Here is a 16,811-nt window from a genome sequence, read left to right as displayed (position 1 = left end):
TCCGGAGCACCCGATGGCAAGCGCCAATCTGAACGTCATGATCAAGGCCGCCCGCAAGGCCGGGCGCGGCCTCGTCAAGGATTTCCGCGAGGTCGAGAACCTGCAGGTCAGCGTCAAGGGCGCCGGCGATTTCGTCACCCGCGCCGACCGCGAGGCCGAGCGCCTGATCAAGGAAGAGCTGATGAACGCGCGGCCCAGCTATGGCTGGCTGGGCGAGGAGACCGGCGCCGAGCCGGGCGAGGACCCCACCCGCCGCTGGATCGTCGACCCGCTGGACGGGACCACGAACTTCCTGCACGGGCTGCCGCATTGGGCCGTCAGCATCGCGCTGGAGCACAAGAAGGAAATCGTCGCCGCCGTCATCTTCGACGCCGCCAAGGACGAGATGTTCATCGCCGAGAAGGGCACCGGCGCCTACATGAACGATGCGCGCCTGCGCGTGTCGGGCCGCACCCGGCTGGCCGATTCGGTCTTTGCCACGGGCATTCCCCATGCCGGCACCGGGCCGCTGCCCGCGATGATCCAGGATCTGGCGCAGCTGATGCCGGTCTGCGCGGGCGTGCGGGGCTTCGGCTCGGCGGCGCTGAACCTGGCCTATGTGGCGGGCGGGCGCTTCGACGGCTATTGGGAACGGGGCACGAAATCCTGGGACGTGGCCGCGGGCATCCTTCTGGTGCGCGAGGCGGGCGGCTTCGTCCACGGCATCCGGGAGGGGGACGATCCGCTGGAATCGGGCCGCCTGGTGGCCGCCAACCCGACCCTGCTGGAACCCTTCGCCAAGATCATCCGCGCCCGCGACTAGGCCTGCGGCCCGCGACGGGGCGTCCAGGCCACAGGGGCAGAGTTGCATGACGTGCAACCCTGCCCTCCGCTTGACCTTGCTCCGGGCGGGGCGCAACAGGGACCATCCCCAGAGGCGCGCCCATGTCCGACGATCGATCCCACCCGCCTTACGCCGCCTCTGCCGCCGTCTCGGCGCCGCCGCCGATCCCGCCCCGGACCCCGCCGCCCGTCCGCGACCGCACCCGGCTGGCCATCGCGCTGATGTGCGCGGTCAGCCTGATCTTTGCCTTCCAGGACGTGTTCTCGCGGATCCTGGGGGGCGGCTATCCGCCCGTGCTGGTCGTGATGATCCGGTACTGGGTCTTCGCGGTCTTCGTGATCGCGCTGGTCGCGCGCCAGCCCGGCGGGCTGAAGCGCGCCATCCGCACCAAGCGCCCGCTGACCCAGATCGCCCGCGGCGTCATCCTGGCGCTGGAGGTCACGCTGATGGTCGAGGCCTTCGTGCAGCTGGGCCTGATCGAGACGCATGCCGTCTTCTCGGTCTATCCGCTGCTGGTCGCGGCCCTGTCCGGCCCGGTGCTGGGGGAATCGGTGGGCTGGCGGCGCTGGACGGCCATCGTGATCGGCTTCACCGGCATCCTGGTGATCCTCAATCCCGGCGGTGGGGTGGTCAGCGTGGCGGCGCTGCTGCCCTTCGCGGCCGCGCTGATGTTCGCGCTGTACGGCCTGCTGACGCGGCATGTGTCGCGCGACGATCCGGCGATGGTCAGCTTCTTCTGGACCGGCATCTCGGGCGCGGTGGCGATGACCCTGATCGGCATCTGGGACTGGCAGTGGCTGGCGCCGGTCGACTGGATCTGGATGGCGTGCCTGTGCGCCTGCGGCATGTCCTCGCATTACCTGATGATCCGCAGCTACGAACTGGCCGAGGCATCCGCCCTGCAGCCCTTCGCCTATACCCAGCTGGTCTGGGTCAGCTTCCTGGGCGTCTGGCTGTTCGACGAGACCTTGCGCAGCAATGTCGTGATCGGGGCGGCCATCGTGGTGGCGGCCAGCCTGTTCACTCTGTGGCGGCAGCGGAAGACATCGGCATAGGCCAGCCCTCGGGCAGGCGCGGGCCGATGAAGGGCCTGGGGTTGGGCCGGGCCGACAGGGCCAACGTCAGCCGCGCGGGCGGGGGCGGCACTGCCCCGCCGCCCGACAGGTCCCACCGGGTCAGCACCGGCGCAGGCTTGCCATGGATGCGGGCGCGATAGACGGGCAGCGCCTCGGCCACGCGCATGACATAGTTGCGCGTCTCGTCGAAGGGGATCAGCTCGACCCAGTCCACCGGATCGGCGTCGCGGCGCAGGTCGCCGAAATCGCCCAGCCAGCGCGCCGGACGCCCCGGCCCGGCATTGTAGCCCGAGGCGATCAGCGCCACCGAGGGCCCGAAGCGCTCCGTCAGCCCGATCAGGTACTGCGACCCGATCCGCGCGTTGTAGGCCGCGTCGCTGGACAGCCGCCCCAGGTCATAGGGGATGCGCAGTTGCCGCGCGACCTGTTCGGCGGTGCCCGGCATGACCTGCATCAGCCCCTGCGCGCCGACCGGGCTGCTGGCGGTGAAGTTGAACTCGGATTCCTGCCGGGCGATGGCCATGACCAACTCGGGCGGCACCCCAAGATCCTGACGCTCCAGCCCCGTCAGCGGGAAATGCGCGACGGGCCAGATCACCCCCTGGCTGGCCGACTGCTTGGCCAGCCGCAGCCCGTGCCAGGGCGTGCCCGCCTCGTACATCAGGCGCGACATGCGGGCGATGTCCTCGGGCGTCGAGGATTGCGCCAGATGCAGCAGGAAGCGCTGCGCCTCGTCCCGCCGCCCGCTGGCGATCAGCCACAGGGCGGCGCGGAACTGCCCGTTCTCGCGCAGCGCGCTGCCGCGCCAGTCGGGCAGGCTGTCGATGGCCGGGTCCGCCACGGCATAGTCGGCGGGCAGGGTGGCGCCGGTCTTCTCCATCGCCAGCTGGCCGTAATAGGTGCCGGGCAGGGCGGCGGCGGCCTGATAGGCGGCCTCTGCGGCGGCGGCGTCGCCAAGCGCCTCATGCGCGCGGCCCTGCCAGTAATGGGCGCGCGATGTGCTGATCGCCGCGCCGACCACGGTTTCCAGATGCCGGAAGTGATCCAGCGCCCGGGCGGGATCATCGGTCTTCAGCGCCGCGAAGCCCGCCAGCCATTCCAGATCGGGGTAACGGCGGTTGTCGGGCGTCAGGAAATGCGGGGATGCCAGCCGCAGCGCGCGCGGCCAGTCGCCGTTGCGCATGGCGAGGCGCGCGTAATCCACCCGCATCGAGGCCCATTGCGACGGATCGCGCAAGGCCTCCGCGCTGGTCGAGGCCGTCAACATCAGCGCCTGCGCCCCCTCGTGCTGGCGCGCGCCCACGCGCCAAGTGAAGCGGTCCATGGTCAGGCCCGGATCGGCGCGCAGGGGTTCGGGCAGGGCCAGGATCAGGTCGTCCACGCCGCCGCGCCCGGCCTGCAGGGCGATGCGGGCGCGGGGCAGGGGGCGGGCGTCCTCGGGCAGGCGGGCCAGCAGGCGCTCGGCCCCGGCCCATTCGCCCGCATCCAGAAGGGCGGTGACGCGGGCGGGGATCAGGGCGGCCAGATCGGGATGGGCGGTCAGCAGCGCGGCCTCGTCGGCGGCCGGCAGGGGCTGGCGGGCAAAGACGGCGGCGCGCATGGTCGCGGCCCGGTCGGGGGGCAGGACGGCACCCAGGGCCTCCATCCCGGCCATGGTCCGGGGCAGGCGGTCCGCGAACCACATCCGGATGTCGTCGGGATCGGCGCCGGGGCGCAGCTTGGCCTCTCCGCGCTCGATCAGCAGGTCGAGGCCGGGCCAGTCGCCGTTTTCCCGCAGGAAGGCGGCATAGTCGGGAAACTCGCCATAGCCCGCGCGCAGGGCGTGCCAGCCGACCAGCGCCTCGGCCAGGGGACCCGCGCGCAGGGCGGCGTCGCGGGCGGTGACCCAGTCCCGCGCCTGCACGGCGGCCAGGGCCAGCGCCATCGCGCCCGGCTCCTCGGCCCGCGGCGGCGGGGCCAGGGGCAGGACCAGCAGAAGGCCCACGGCCATCATGTCACGCAGAAGTCGCATCACCACCCTGTGTCATGGTCAAAGCCCGCCCGTGCAATTCACAACCTTGGCAAGTCCCCCGCCCGGGGATAGGGAGGGCGCCGAACCAGAAGATCCCACCAAGGAGCGTGTCATGTTCAAAGGGTCGCTGCCAGCCCTCGTCACGCCGTTCACTCCGGACGGCGAGCTGGATCTGGACACGCTGAAGGCGCTGGTCGAGTGGCATGTCGAGCAGGGCACGCACGGTCTGGTCCCCGTGGGCACCACCGGCGAAAGCCCGACCCTGACCCATGACGAGCACCGGCTGGTCATCGAGGAGGTCGTGCGTGCGGTGAATGGCCGCATCCCGGTCATCGCCGGGGCCGGGTCCAACTCGACCCGCGAGGGCATCGGGCTGCTGCAACACGCCGCGTCCGTCGGCGCCGATGCGGGGCTGGTCGTCACGCCCTATTACAACAAGCCGACCCAGGCCGGGCTGATCGCGCATTACACCGCGCTGACCGAGGCCTGCGACCTGCCGATCATCATCTACAACATCCCCGGACGCTCTGTCATCGACATGATGCCCGAGACGATGGGCGTGCTGGCCAAGATCCCCTCGATCATCGGGGTCAAGGACGCGACCGGCCGGCTGGAGCGGGTCAGCTGCCAGCGCATGACCTGCGGGCCCGACTTCGTCCAGCTGTCGGGTGAGGATGCGACGGCCTTGGGCTTCAACGCCCATGGCGGCGTGGGCTGCATCAGCGTCACCGCGAATGTGGCGCCCAAGCTGTGCGCCCAGTTCCAGGAGGCGACGCTGCGCGGCGACTATGCCGCCGCCCTGGCGCTGCAGGACCGGCTGATGCCCCTGCATCTGGCGATCTTCGTCGAGCCGGGGCTTGTCGGCGCGAAATACGCCATGTCGCGGTTGGGGCTGTGCCACGAGCGCGTGCGGCTGCCGCTGACGCCGCTGACCGAGCCCACGCGGCACCTGATCGACGCGGCGCTGGAGCATGCCGGGCTGGTGTGATCTGCGTCCCGCGACGGCGTGGGGCAAGAGCGGGGGCCAGCCCCCGCACCCCCGGGATATTTCTGCCAAGATGAAGGGGAGGCGGCGGGGCTGTCGTCCCCGTTGGGGCAGGGTCAGGTCAGGCCGGCGCGCATCATCAGGCGGCGCAGGGGGGGAGGCCGTGCAGCCCGCCGAGTGCGGCGGCGCGCAGGTCGCGCAGGGGGCGGGCCTGCACCTGGCTGGCGCGGTTCAGGGCGTCGATGCCCATCAGCCTCGCCTGCGCCTCGGGGCGGCGGGTCCGGTCGTAGCGGGCCAGCGAGGCGGAGCCGCCCGGATCCTCGCGGCTGAGGTCCAGAAGCGCGGAGAGATCGGCCAGGCTCATGTTCAGGCCCTGTGCGCCGATGGGCGGCAGGACATGGGCGGCCTCGGCGATCAGCGCGGTGCGCGGCCCCGCGAAGCGATCCGCGATCTGGCTGATGATCGGCCATTCGGTCAGGCCCGTGGCCTGGGTCAGGTGCCCCAGCACCCCGGCCGAGCGGGCGTTCAGCGCCACCTGGAACTCCTCGCGCGGCAGGGCCTTCAGGCGCGCCGTCTCGGCCCCGCCCTCCATCCAGACCACGGCCGAGGACGGCGTGCCGTCGCGGTCGGGCAGGGGGACCAGCGTAAAGGGCCCGCCCGAGCGGTGCACCTCGGTCGAGATGTTGTGGTGCGGGCGGTCATGGGTGACGGCGAAGGCCAGCGCCTTCTGGCCGTAGCGCCGCGTCCGGGCGCCGATGCCAAGCGCGCGGCGCACCGGGGAATCGCGCCCGTCCGCGCCGATCAGCAGGCGGGCGCGCAGGCATTGGCCGTCGGTCAGGGTGACCACGGCGCCCTCGCTCCGGGGCAGCACGGCGGCGGTGCCGGTGCCCGGGCGGAAGCGCACATTGGGCATCCCTGCCAGCCGGGCCGAGATCTCGCGCCGCAGCAGCCAGTTGGGCAGGTTCCAGCCGAACGGCTGGTCGCCGATCTCGGCGGCGTCGAAGTCGCGGATCAGCCGGGGCAGGGGCTGCGCGCCCCCGGCATCGACGATGCGCATGATCTGCAGCGCGGTCGCATGGGGGGCCAGCCGCTCCCACAGCCCGATGCGCTCCAGAAGCCGGACCGAGGGCATCAGGAAGGCGGTCGAGCGCAGGTCGGCGCCCGCCGCCCCCTCCTCGGTCACCGGGGGCGCGGGATCGACGCAGAGGGTCGAGAACCCCTCGGCCCCGAAGGCCGCCGCCGCGATCAGCCCGGCGATGCCGCCGCCCGAGATCAGGATGTCGATGTCGTCGATGGTCGTGCCGGTCATGGAGGCATCCCCGCTTGCGTGTCGGGCCATCCTGCCCCCGGGCGCGTCAGGGGGAAGGGGGGACGCTGTCGCAGGCCAAGTCAAGCCCGCGCAGGAAGCCCGTCAGGTCATGGGTCTGGTGCTGGACATGGGGCCCGGGCGCGCCGGTCAGCGCCTCGGGGCCGTGGCGGCCGGTGCCCACCAGAACCGTGCGCATCCCGAGGCTGTGCGGCACGATCAGGTTGCGGGGGTCGTCCTCGAAGAAGGCGGCCTGGTGCGGGTCGATCCTGGCCGCCGTCAGCACGCGGTCGAAGGCCTCGGCCCCGGGCTTGGGGTGAAAGCCGGTCTCCTCGATGCCATAGACCGCCTCGAACAGGTCCTCGGGCAGGTGGCGGGCGGCCAGCACGCGCCGGGCATAGGCGGCATCGCCATTGGTGTGGATGATCCGCCGCCCCGGCAGGGCCGCGATGGCCTGCGCCAGATCGGGATCGGGGGTCAGCACCGAGAAGTCGATGTCATGCACGTCGGCCAGATAGTCGGCCGGGTCCATCGCATGCTCGGCCATCAGCCCGGCCAGCGTGGTGCCGTGCAGCCGCCAGTAGTCGGCCCGCAGACGGTTGGCGTGATCCTGCGGGACGCCCAGGCTGCGCATCATCCAGGCGGTCATCCGCGTCTCGATCTGCGCGAACAGCTGCGCCTCGGGCGGGTAGAGGGTGTTGTCCAGATCGAAGATCCAGACCCGAACGTTTGAAAAATCCATGCGCAGGGCATAGCCGGACCGGCGCGCGCTTGCAATTTGCAAGCGCAGGGCCAATCGTCGGGTCCATGAAAGATGCCTATTCCCTGATCCTGACCGCCATCGAGGGCGGCACCTATCGGCCCGGCGACCGGCTGGTCGAATCCGAGCTGGCCGAACGCTTCGGCGTCAGCCGCACGCCTGTGCGCGAGGCCCTGCAGCGGCTGGAGACGCAGGCCATGCTGGTGCGCGACGGGCGCAGCCTGATCGTGGCCTCGCTGGATCACAACCAGCTGGCCGAGCTGTACACCGTGCGCGCCGAGCTGGAAGCGCTGGCCGGGCGCCTGGCCGCCCGCCACGCCACCCCCGAGGAGGTGCGCGTGCTGGCCCAGATGGTCGACGAGGACCGCCGCGCCAAGGGCGACCCCGAAGTGCTGGCCCGCAGCAACAAGCGCTTCCACCGCCAGATCCACCTGGCCTCGCACAACCGCTATCTGGTCCAGCAGCTGGACCTGGTGCACCGGACGATGGCGCTGATGGCGCGGACCTCGCTGGCCGCCGAGGGGCGCGGAGAGACGGCGCTGGCCGAGCATGGCCGCATCGTGGAGGCGATCGCGGCGGGCGACGGGCAGGCCGCCGACCGCGCGCTGCGCCAGCACATCTCGATGGCCTGGGAGACGCGGCTGAGGCTGGAGGCGCGGGCCGGTGGCTGAAGCCCCGACGACCGTGATGCCGTCCGCAATCCGACTGATCGAGACGCAGGCCGACCTGGACGCGGGCTGCGCCCATCTGGCGGCCATCTGCCCGGTCTGGGCGCGGGTGCTGCCCGACCTGGGGCCGCTGCCGCTGCGCCGAAGCGCTGACGGCTTCGCGGCCATGGCCAGCGCCATCGTCGGCCAGCAGATTTCGGTCGCCGCCGCCGGGGCGATCTGGGCGCGGCTGCAGGCGGCGGGCCTGACCGACGAGGTCGCGATGCGCGACGCCTCGGACGAGGATTTGCGCGCGGCGGGCCTGTCGCGGCCCAAGCAGCGCTATCTGCGGGGCATCGCCGGGGCCGGGCTGGACTGGGCGGGGCTGCGCGCGCTGCCCGACGACCGGGCGGTGGCCGCGCTGGTGGCGCTGCCCGGCGTGGGCGTCTGGACCGCCGAGATCTACCTGAAATTCGCGCTGGGTCGCGCCGATGTCTTCGCGGCGGGCGATCTGGCCCTGCGGGAGGCCGCGCGGATCATGTACGACCTGCCCGCCCGCCCCGGTACTGCCGCGCTGCGGGCGCTGGCCGAACCGTGGCAGCCGTGGCGCGCGGTTGCGGCGCGGGGGCTGTGGGCCTATTACCGGCTGGCCAAAGGACGCGAGGGAACAACATGACCGAGACGCTGACATCCGCCCGCAAGGGCCCCGCCAAGGCGACCTCGGTCGTGGTCTTCCTGCATGGCTACGGGGCCGACGGCTCGGACCTGCTGGGACTGGCCGATCCGCTGGCCCCGCATCTGCCGCAGACCGCCTTCTACGCCCCCGACGCGCCCGAGCCGTCGCGCAACAATCCGATGGGCAACCAGTGGTTTCCGATCCCTTGGCTGGACGGCTCGTCCGAGGCGGATGCCCGCTCCAGCATGGGCCGGTCGGTCACGATGCTGGACGCCTTCCTGGACCGCGTGCTGGCCGACGAGGGGCTGACGCCCGAGCGCATGGTGCTGGTGGGTTTCTCGCAGGGCACGATGATGGCGCTGCATGTCGCCCCGCGCCGCGCGCGGGCGGTGGCGGGGATCGTCGGCTTCTCGGGCCGGCTTCTGTCGCCCGAGACCCTGGCCGAAGAGGCGCGGGTCAAGCCGCCGGTCCTGCTGATCCACGGCGACAAGGACGAGATGGTCCCCTTCGACGACATGGCGCTGGCGGGCCAGACCCTGCAGGAGGCGGGCTTCACCGTCTATGGCCATGTGATGGAGGGCACCGGCCACGGCATCGCCCCCGACGGGCTGTCCGTGGCGCTGGCCTTCCTGCGCGAGCGCCTGCCCGACTGATCCCCGACCGACCGGGGGCGTCCCCCCGTCCCCCTCGCGACGGCATGACCGGCGGCCTCCCGCCGCCTGTCATGCTGCCGTCATGCCCGGCAGCTATTGGCTGAGTTGTCGCGAATAGATGCGGGGGGCTTGCCAGATGCCCGACGCCAGATATAGTCGACGCAACGGATCTGACGGGCGCCCCGGTCAACCCCTTGGGGCAGACGGGAAGTCGCTATGCTGGACGACCATCACCACACGGATTTCAGAACCCAGTTCGTGCGCGAACCGGCCAGCCTGCGCCACTACCCGGCGCTTGTGCTGAATGCCGATTACCGTCCGCTGAGCTACTATCCCCTGTCGCTCTGGCCCTGGCAGGAGGCGATCAAGGCGGTGTTCCTGGACCGCGTCTCGATCATCGCGGAATACGACCACGAGGTGCGAAGTCAGCGACAGGCCTTCCGAATCCCTTCGGTCGTCGTGCTGAAGGATTATGTCCGACCCCAGAAGCGCGTGGCATTCACGCGCTTCAATCTTTTTCTGCGCGACGAATTCTGCTGCCAGTATTGCGGCGCCAAGGGCGATCTGACCTTCGACCATGTGGTGCCCCGGTCGCGGGGCGGGGTGACCAGCTGGGAAAACGTCGTCGCCGCCTGCTCGCCCTGCAACCTCAGGAAGGCCAACCGCAGCCTGCGCCATTCCGGCATGCACCTGCGCAAGCCCGCCCGCCAGCCCTCGGCCGACGAGATGCACGCGATTGGGCGGCGCTTCCCGCCCAATCACCTGCACGAGAGCTGGATGGATTTTCTCTACTGGGACGCGGAACTGGACAGCTGATGCGGCGGACCTGCCGCCGGGCGGTCAGCCGTCGTGATCGTGGCCGTTCCGCTGCCCCAGATGCAGCAGCAGCGCGGCGCCAAGCGTCACCAGCAGGATCGCCGCAGGAGGCATCCCCGCCGACAGGCCGAACCACAGCGTCAGCCCGGCAGCCAGGATGACGGCGGCGATCAGCATCAGGAAATGGGTCAGCGGCATGGGACACTCCTCTCCTTGGACCTTAATATGGGCCGGGGCGGCGCAATTGAAAAGCCCACCCATCGGGGGATGGGCGCTTCGGCGCCCGCGCCTTGGGCATTTGCGCGGTTTTGACGCAGGAATGGCGCGCGCCACCCTTGACCGGCGGTCCGGGCGACCCTAGATCAGGCGGTCGAGGACGACCTCCCCCAGATCGGGATGCAGCACCGGGACGACCCGTAGACTGGAACGAGGTAACCGTCATGCCCTGGCTTCTTCTTCTCACCGCCGGCCTGCTCGAGATCGTCTGGGCCAGCGCGATGAAATATTCGCAAGGCTTCACCCGCGTCACTCCCACGGCCATCATGCTGGTCGCGATGATCGCGTCCTTCTGGCTGCTGGCGATGGCGATGCGGCAACTTCCCTTGGGCACCGCCTACATGGTCTGGACCGGCATCGGCGCGGTGGGCAGCTTCATCGTCGGCGTGGTGTTCCTGGCCGAGCCGGTGACCGCCCTGCGCCTGGCCGCCGCCGGGATGATCGTCGCGGGCATCGTGACCATGAAGCTGGCCTCCTGACCGCCGGTGCCGGTCCTTGCGTCCCGCGGCGGCCGGGGGCGCTCGCGCCCCCCGGACCCCCCGCCGCCCGCCGTTTCGGACAGGAAACAGCCGCGATCGGCGCGTGGCGGTAATTTCCTTCCGCCCCCGGGGATGCTAAAGCCACCTTCAGCCAAAGGAGATCCGCCATGCCTGCCTATCGTTCCCGCACCACCACCCATGGCCGCAACATGGCCGGCGCCCGTGGCCTGTGGCGCGCGACCGGGGTGAAGGAGGGCGATTTCGGCAAGCCGATCATCGCCATCGTCAACAGCTTCACCCAGTTCGTGCCCGGCCATGTCCATCTGAAGGACCTGGGCCAGCTGGTCGCCCGCGAGGTCGAGGCGGCGGGCGGCATCGCCAAGGAATTCAACACCATCGCCGTCGACGACGGCATCGCGATGGGCCATGACGGCATGCTCTATTCGCTGCCCTCGCGCGAGATCATCGCCGATTCGGTCGAATACATGGTCAACGCCCATTGCGCCGACGCGATGGTCTGCATCAGCAACTGCGACAAGATCACGCCCGGCATGCTGATGGCGTCCCTGCGGCTGAACATCCCCACCGTCTTCGTCTCGGGCGGCCCGATGGAGGCCGGCAAGGTCGTCCTGCAGGACGGGCGCGTCAAGGCGCTGGACCTGGTCGATGCCATGGTCGCGGCGGCCGATGATTCGGTCTCGGAACAGGATCTGGCGGCGATCGAGCAGGCGGCCTGCCCGACCTGCGGGTCCTGCTCGGGCATGTTCACCGCCAATTCGATGAACTGCCTGACCGAGGCCCTGGGCCTGTCGCTGCCCGGCAACGGGTCCACGCTCGCCACCCATGCCGACCGCAAGCGCCTCTTCGTCGAGGCGGGCCACCTGATCGTGGATCTGGCCAAGCGCCATTACGAGGACGACGATTACGGCGTCCTGCCGCGCAACGTTGCCAGCTTCGCGGCCTTCGAGAACGCGATGACGCTGGACATCGCGATGGGCGGATCGACCAACACCGTCCTGCACCTGCTGGCCGCCGCGCACGAGGCCGAGATCGACTTCACGATGTCCGACATCGACCGCCTGTCGCGCAAGGTGCCGGTCCTGTGCAAGGTCGCCCCCGCCAAGTCCGACGTGCACATGGAGGACGTCCACCGCGCCGGCGGGATCATGGCGATCCTGGGCCAGCTGGACCGCGCGGGCCTTTTGGACACCTCGGTGGGCAGCGTCCATTCCGGCACGCTGGCGCAGGCGCTGGACCGGTGGGACGTGTCGCGCACGACCGCGGCCTCGGTCCACGACTTCTACCGCGCCGCGCCGGGCGGCGTGCCCACGCAGACGGCCTTCTCGCAGGCCAACCGCTATGACGAGGTGGATCTGGACCGCGAGGGCGGGGTGATCCGGTCGTCCGAGCATGCCTTCTCGCGCGATGGCGGGCTGGCGGTGCTCTACGGCAACCTGGCCGAGGACGGCTGCATCGTGAAGACGGCAGGCGTGGACGATTCGAACCTGACCTTCGAGGGGCCGGCCCATATCTTCGAAAGCCAGGACGATTCGGTCAGCGCCATCCTGACCGGCAAGGTCAAGTCGGGCGAGGTCGTGCTGATCCGCTATGAAGGCCCGCGCGGCGGTCCGGGCATGCAGGAGATGCTGTACCCGACCAGCTATCTGAAATCGAAGGGTCTGGGCAAGGAATGCGCGCTGGTCACCGATGGCCGCTTCTCGGGCGGCTCGTCGGGGCTCTCCATCGGCCATGTCTCGCCCGAGGCGGCCGAGGGCGGCACGATCGGCCTGGTGGAACAGGGCGACCTGATCCGCATCGACATCCCCAACCGCAAGATCGAGCTGCTGGTCGATGACGCCACCCTGGCCGCGCGCCGCGCTGTCCGCGACGCCGAGGGCTGGAAGCCCGCCAAGCCCCGCAAGCGCAAGGTCACCACGGCGCTCCGCGCCTATGCCTCCATGACCACAAGCGCCGCCAGGGGCGCGGTCCGGGTGATTCCGGAGTAAGCGTCTTCTTCACGAAAATATCCTCAGGGGGTGCGGGGGCAGACTGCCCCCGCCTCTACCCCAACGGCCCCGGGCGCCGCTCCTCGGACAGCATGACATTCGCCTCGACCTGCCCCACGCCGGGCAGGGTCATGATCCGGCGCCGCAGGATGCGCTCGAAATCCGAAATGTCCCGGGCGGTGATCCGCAAGCGATAGTCGAACTGGCCCAGCACGTGCTGGACCAGCTGCACCTCGGGGATGGCCGTCACGGCGCGCTCGAAATCCTCCAGGCTGATGCGCCCCTTGGCGGCCAGCCGAATGCCCAGGAAGACCGTGACCCCGAAGCCCAGGGCCGCGTGGTCCAGCACCACCCGCCGCCCCGCAAGGACCCCCTGATCGGTCAGCCGCCGGATGCGGCGCCAGGCGGCGGGCTGCCCGATCCCCACCGCGCGGCCCACATCGGCGGCGCTGGTCGTCGCATCGCGCGACAGCACCCGCAGGATCGCCAGATCTGTCGCGTCCAGGTCCGTCACAGCGCCAGCTCCCCGCTGTCCTTGATGGTCGCGACCAGCATCAGCGCATCCAGTTCCGAGATATGCGGCAGGGTCAGGATGCGCGTGCGATAGACCTGCTGCCAATGCGCCATGTCCCGCGCGATGACCGAGGCGCGCCAGTCGACGCTGCCCAGAAAGCTCTGGATCTCGGTCACCTCGGGCACGAGGCGCAGCGCGGCCAGGAACTCGTCGAAGGCGCGCGGGTCGGTCTTGTCCAGGGTGAAGCGCAGCGACACCTCGACCTCCCAGCCCAGGGCGCGCCAGTCGATCCGCGCCTGGATGCCCTTCAGGACCCCCGCCTCGCGCAGCCGCTCCAGCCGCCGCCACAGGCTGGCCTGCGTGACGCCCGCCCGCTCGGCCAGCGCGGCATTGGACGCCGCCGGATCGGCCAGAAGCTGGCGAAGAATGCGGCGATCCGTGCTGTCGGGCTTGAAAGTCATGATCGATGACGTATCACGGCATGATCTTTTCGCAAACGGGCGATTTCACGGCCGCTTCGCATGTCCCTTGCGCGGCACCTGCGCTAGACAGGGTCCAGCACAATGAAAGGACTTCCCCATGCGCGTTTACTATGACCGCGACTGCGACGTGAACCTGATCAAGGACAAGAAGGTCGCGATCCTCGGCTATGGCAGCCAAGGCCACGCCCATGCCCTGAACCTGCGCGACAGCGGCGCCCGCAACCTGGTCGTCGCCCTGCGCGAGGGCAGCCCCTCCGCCAAGAAGGCCGAGGGCGAGGGCCTGCAGGTCATGGGCATCGCCGAGGCCGCCGCCTGGTGCGACGTGATCATGTTCACCATGCCCGACGAGCTGCAGGCCGAGACCTACAAGAAATACGTCCATGACAACCTGCGCGAGGGCGCGGCCATTGCCTTCGCCCACGGCCTGAACGTGCATTTCGGCCTGATCGAGCCCAAGCCCGGCGTCGACGTGATCATGATGGCCCCCAAGGGACCGGGCCACACCGTGCGCGGCGAATACACCAAGGGCGGCGGCGTGCCCTGCCTGGTGGCGGTCCATCAGGACGCATCGGGCAAGGCCATGGATATCGGCCTGTCCTACTGCTCGGCCATCGGCGGCGGCCGCTCGGGCATCATCGAGACGAACTTCCGCGAGGAATGCGAGACCGACCTCTTCGGCGAGCAGGCGGTGCTCTGCGGCGGCCTGGTCGAACTGATCCGCATGGGCTTCGAGACGCTGGTCGAGGCCGGCTACGAGCCCGAAATGGCCTATTTCGAGTGCCTGCACGAGGTCAAGCTGATCGTCGACCTGATCTATGAAGGCGGCATCGCCAACATGAACTACTCGATCAGCAACACGGCGGAATACGGCGAATACGTCTCGGGCCCGCGCATCCTGCCCTATGACGAGACCAAGGCCCGCATGAAGGCGGTCCTCAGGGACATCCAGTCCGGCAAGTTCGTCCGCGACTTCATGCAGGAGAACGCCGTGGGCCAGCCCTCGTTCAAGGCCACCCGCCGCATCAACGACGAACACCAGATCGAACAGGTGGGCGCCAAGCTGCGCGAGATGATGCCCTGGATCAGCAAGGGCAAGATGGTCGACCGCGCCCGCAACTGACCAGTCGCAAGCCGGGGGTTTCACACCCCCGGACCCCCGTGGGATATTTCGACCAAGATGAAGCGCAGGCTTTCATCTTGGCGCAAGTATCCCGGGGGGAGTCCGCAGGACGGGGGGCAGCGCCCCCCCCCTTCCTGTGTCAGCCGTCCAGCTTGTCCTGCGTGCGGGTCTGGAAATCCCCCGCGTCATGGCGCTCGTGCAGCTGCCCGGAGGGCTCGCCCGAGACGTTGTTGACCATGATGCCGCGCTGCACGGCGGGACGTGCGGCGATCTCGGCCTGCCAGCGGTGGACATGCGTATAGCTGTCCGCGTCGAGGAAGGTCGCCGCATCGCCATAGGCGCCGCCGGTGATCAGGCGCCCGTACCACGGCCAGATGGCCATGTCGGCGATGGTGTACTCCTCGCCCGCCACGAAGCGCGTCTCGGCCAGGCGCTTGTCCAGCAGGTCCAGCTGGCGCTTGACCTCCATGGTGAAGCGGTCGATCGCATATTCGATCTTGACCGGCGCATAGGCGTAGAAATGCCCGAAGCCGCCGCCCAGATAGGGGCCCGCGCCCATCTGCCAGAACAGCCAGTTCAGCGTCTCGGTCCGCGCTGTCGGATCGGTGGGCAGGAAGGCGCCGTATTTCTCGGCCAGGTACAGCAGGATGGATCCCGATTCGAACACCCGCTGCGGCGGCGATACCGAATGGTCCATCAGCGCCGGGATCTTGGAATTGGGGTTCACGCCCACGAAGCCGCTGCCGAACTGGTCGCCGTCGCCGATCTTGATCAGCCAGGCGTCGTACTCGGCGGCGTGGCCGGCCTCCAGCAGCTCCTCCAGCAGGATGGTGACCTTCTGCCCGTTGGGCGTCGCCAGCGAGTAGAGCTGCAGCGGATGGCGGCCGACCGGCAGCGGGCGGTCGTATTGCGCACCGGCGGTCGGCTTGTTGATGCTGGCGAACTGGCCGCCGTTTTCGGTGCCGGGGGTCCAGACCTTGGGGGGGTATAGGCGTCGCTCATCATCTGTCCTGTCATTGACCTTGGCCCCAAGGATGGGGGCGGGGCCCGCCAACATCAACGGGCTTTGCAGATGTTCCCATTCTGTTCTATGATGCCCCCATGCTGCCGCCCCGCAACCCCGACCTGCGCCTGAAGGCCCGTGGCGCCGACACCCGCCCCGAGGGCCGGTTCGAGCGTCATACCCGCATCCGCGAGGATGATGGCTGGGACATCCCCGAGGATCAGGCCCTGCTGCGGACCGAGGTCACCACCGAACAGCCGCGCAGCATCATCACCCGCAACAGCTCGCCCGATATCGGCTTCGACCGCTCGATCAACCCCTATCGCGGCTGCGAGCATGGCTGCATCTACTGCTATGCGCGGCCCAGCCATGCCTGGCTGGGCCTGTCCCCGGGCCTGGATTTCGAGACCAAGATCACCGCCAAGCCCCAGGCCGCCGCCCTGCTGGCGCGCGAGCTGGCGCGGCCCGGCTACAGGCCCGCGCCCATCGCGCTTGGCACCAACACCGATCCCTACCAGCCCGTCGAGGCGCGGCTGGCGATCATGCCCGGCCTGTTGCGGGTGCTGCGCGACTGGAACCATCCCGCCACGCTGATCACGCGCGGGCGCACCGTGCTGCGCGACCTGGACCTCTGGGCCGAGATGGCGGCCCGCGACCAGGCGATGATCGGCGTCAGCATCACCACGCTGGACGCGGATCTGGCCCGTGCGCTGGAACCCCGCGCGCCCGCGCCCGCCATCCGGCTGCGGATGATCCGCGAACTGTCCCGCGCGGGCATCCCGGTGCGCGTCATGGTGGCCCCGGTCATCCCCGTCCTGACCGAGCCCGAGATCGAGGCGATCCTGACCGCCGCGCGCGAGGCGGGGGCCAGCACCGCCAGCATGATCGCCCTGCGCCTGCCCCACGAGGTGGCGCCCCTGTTCCGCGACTGGCTGGAGCGGCACCGTCCCGGCATGGCCGCGCATGTCATGAACCGCGTGCAGGCGATGCGCGGCGGGCGCGACAACGACCCGCGATTCGGGCACCGCTTCAAGGGCGAGGGGGTCGAGGCCGATCTGGCCCGGCAGCGCTTCCGTCTGGCGCGCCGGCGGCTTGGCTATCGCGAGGGCAGCCCGGCGCTGGACTGCTCGCGCTTCGGGCCGCCGCCCCGGGCCGGGGACCAGCTGTCGCTGTTCTGA

General features: G+C 70.0%; 17 protein-coding genes and 1 pseudogene. 11 read left to right on the top strand and 7 right to left on the bottom strand.

The genetic code is table 11. The features are described 5' to 3' along the window. The first annotated feature begins 13 nt into the window (after window positions 1–13). Together E4191_RS13910 and E4191_RS13905 are read left to right on the top strand one after the other, a co-directional pair. Window positions 14–802 carry an inositol monophosphatase family protein gene (locus E4191_RS13910; RefSeq protein WP_135313930.1) on the top strand — a complete coding sequence of 263 codons (789 nt, stop codon included), beginning with the start codon at window positions 14–16 and terminating at the stop codon, window positions 800–802. A 122-nt stretch (window positions 803–924) separates the two neighbouring features. Next, entirely contained in the window at window positions 925–1,878 is a 954-nt protein-coding gene (locus E4191_RS13905; protein WP_135313929.1) for a DMT family transporter, read from the top strand. Here the strand turns inward: E4191_RS13905 and E4191_RS13900 are convergent. Beyond that, the gene (locus tag E4191_RS13900; protein WP_135313928.1) at window positions 1,844–3,910 is read right to left on the bottom strand and encodes a lytic transglycosylase domain-containing protein; all 2,067 of its coding nucleotides are present in this window, start codon (window positions 3,908–3,910) and stop codon (window positions 1,844–1,846) included. The genes E4191_RS13905 and E4191_RS13900 overlap by 35 nt on opposite strands. 112 nt (window positions 3,911–4,022) lie before the next feature. Here E4191_RS13900 and dapA point away from each other — a divergent pair, with 112 nt between their 5' ends. Further along, window positions 4,023–4,898, top strand: coding sequence for a 4-hydroxy-tetrahydrodipicolinate synthase (gene dapA / locus E4191_RS13895; protein ID WP_135313927.1), 876 nt, complete (start codon window positions 4,023–4,025; stop codon window positions 4,896–4,898). Window positions 4,899–5,011: 113 nt separating this feature from the next. Here the strand turns inward: dapA and E4191_RS13890 are convergent. Beyond that, window positions 5,012–6,204, bottom strand: a pseudogene (locus E4191_RS13890) (UbiH/UbiF family hydroxylase). A 46-nt stretch (window positions 6,205–6,250) separates the two neighbouring features. After that, window positions 6,251–6,943, bottom strand: coding sequence for a pyrimidine 5'-nucleotidase (locus E4191_RS13885; protein WP_135313926.1), 693 nt, complete (start codon window positions 6,941–6,943; stop codon window positions 6,251–6,253). A gap of 65 nt (window positions 6,944–7,008) precedes the next feature. On the opposite strand from E4191_RS13885, the gene E4191_RS13880 reads away from it, so the two are divergent. The 4 genes from E4191_RS13880 to E4191_RS13865 all read left to right on the top strand — a co-directional run bounded on the left by E4191_RS13880 (window position 7,009) and on the right by E4191_RS13865 (window position 9,753). Continuing rightward, complete coding sequence (locus E4191_RS13880) at window positions 7,009–7,632, top strand: GntR family transcriptional regulator (protein WP_135313925.1); 624 nt, start codon at window positions 7,009–7,011, stop codon at window positions 7,630–7,632. 16 nt (window positions 7,633–7,648) lie between these two features. Beyond that, a complete protein-coding gene (locus tag E4191_RS13875; RefSeq protein WP_135314485.1) occupies window positions 7,649–8,284 on the top strand; it encodes a DNA-3-methyladenine glycosylase family protein in 636 nt (211 codons plus the stop codon). Further along, on the top strand, window positions 8,281–8,937 hold the full coding sequence (locus E4191_RS13870; RefSeq protein ID WP_135313924.1) for an alpha/beta hydrolase: 657 nt from the start codon (window positions 8,281–8,283) through the stop codon (window positions 8,935–8,937). The genes E4191_RS13875 and E4191_RS13870 overlap by 4 nt, the downstream gene beginning before the upstream one ends. Window positions 8,938–9,153: 216 nt before the next feature. Next, window positions 9,154–9,753 carry an HNH endonuclease gene (locus E4191_RS13865; RefSeq protein WP_135313923.1) on the top strand — a complete coding sequence of 200 codons (600 nt, stop codon included), beginning with the start codon at window positions 9,154–9,156 and terminating at the stop codon, window positions 9,751–9,753. 24 nt (window positions 9,754–9,777) lie between these two features. On the opposite strand, the gene E4191_RS23815 is transcribed toward E4191_RS13865, so the two are convergent. Further along, window positions 9,778–9,951, bottom strand: coding sequence for a hypothetical protein (locus E4191_RS23815; protein ID WP_168217449.1), 174 nt, complete (start codon window positions 9,949–9,951; stop codon window positions 9,778–9,780). Window positions 9,952–10,193: 242 nt separating this feature from the next. Between E4191_RS23815 and E4191_RS13860 the strand changes: the two genes are divergently transcribed. Then, entirely contained in the window at window positions 10,194–10,508 is a 315-nt protein-coding gene (locus E4191_RS13860; RefSeq protein WP_135313922.1) for a DMT family transporter, read from the top strand. A 167-nt stretch (window positions 10,509–10,675) separates the two neighbouring features. Continuing rightward, entirely contained in the window at window positions 10,676–12,514 is a 1,839-nt protein-coding gene (gene ilvD / locus E4191_RS13855; RefSeq protein ID WP_135313921.1) for a dihydroxy-acid dehydratase, read from the top strand. A gap of 55 nt (window positions 12,515–12,569) precedes the next feature. Here ilvD and E4191_RS13850 read toward each other — a convergent pair whose 3' ends face one another. Both E4191_RS13850 and E4191_RS13845 read right to left on the bottom strand, forming a co-directional pair. Next, window positions 12,570–13,028 (bottom strand): Lrp/AsnC family transcriptional regulator, encoded by a 459-nt coding sequence (locus E4191_RS13850; RefSeq protein WP_135313920.1) that lies wholly within the window; start codon window positions 13,026–13,028, stop codon window positions 12,570–12,572. Beyond that, window positions 13,025–13,489, bottom strand: a complete 465-nt coding sequence (locus E4191_RS13845; RefSeq protein WP_135313919.1) for an Lrp/AsnC family transcriptional regulator — start codon at window positions 13,487–13,489, stop codon at window positions 13,025–13,027. The genes E4191_RS13850 and E4191_RS13845 overlap by 4 nt, the downstream gene beginning before the upstream one ends. A gap of 118 nt (window positions 13,490–13,607) precedes the next feature. Here E4191_RS13845 and ilvC point away from each other — a divergent pair, with 118 nt between their 5' ends. Continuing rightward, complete coding sequence (ilvC, locus tag E4191_RS13840; RefSeq protein ID WP_135313918.1) at window positions 13,608–14,630, top strand: ketol-acid reductoisomerase; 1,023 nt, start codon at window positions 13,608–13,610, stop codon at window positions 14,628–14,630. A 139-nt stretch (window positions 14,631–14,769) separates the two neighbouring features. Here the strand turns inward: ilvC and yghU are convergent, their stop codons facing one another. Beyond that, entirely contained in the window at window positions 14,770–15,687 is a 918-nt protein-coding gene (yghU, locus tag E4191_RS13835; protein ID WP_135313917.1) for a glutathione-dependent disulfide-bond oxidoreductase, read from the bottom strand. Between the two features lie 44 nt (window positions 15,688–15,731). On the opposite strand from yghU, the gene E4191_RS13830 reads away from it, so the two are divergent. After that, entirely contained in the window at window positions 15,732–16,811 is a 1,080-nt protein-coding gene (locus tag E4191_RS13830; protein ID WP_135313916.1) for a PA0069 family radical SAM protein, read from the top strand.

The organism is Paracoccus liaowanqingii (assembly GCF_004683865.2).
GTDB classification, from domain to species: Bacteria; Pseudomonadota; Alphaproteobacteria; order Rhodobacterales; family Rhodobacteraceae; genus Paracoccus; species Paracoccus liaowanqingii.
The sequence above is the reverse complement of the archived record's forward strand: the minus strand, read 5'-3'. Positions and strand labels throughout refer to the sequence as shown.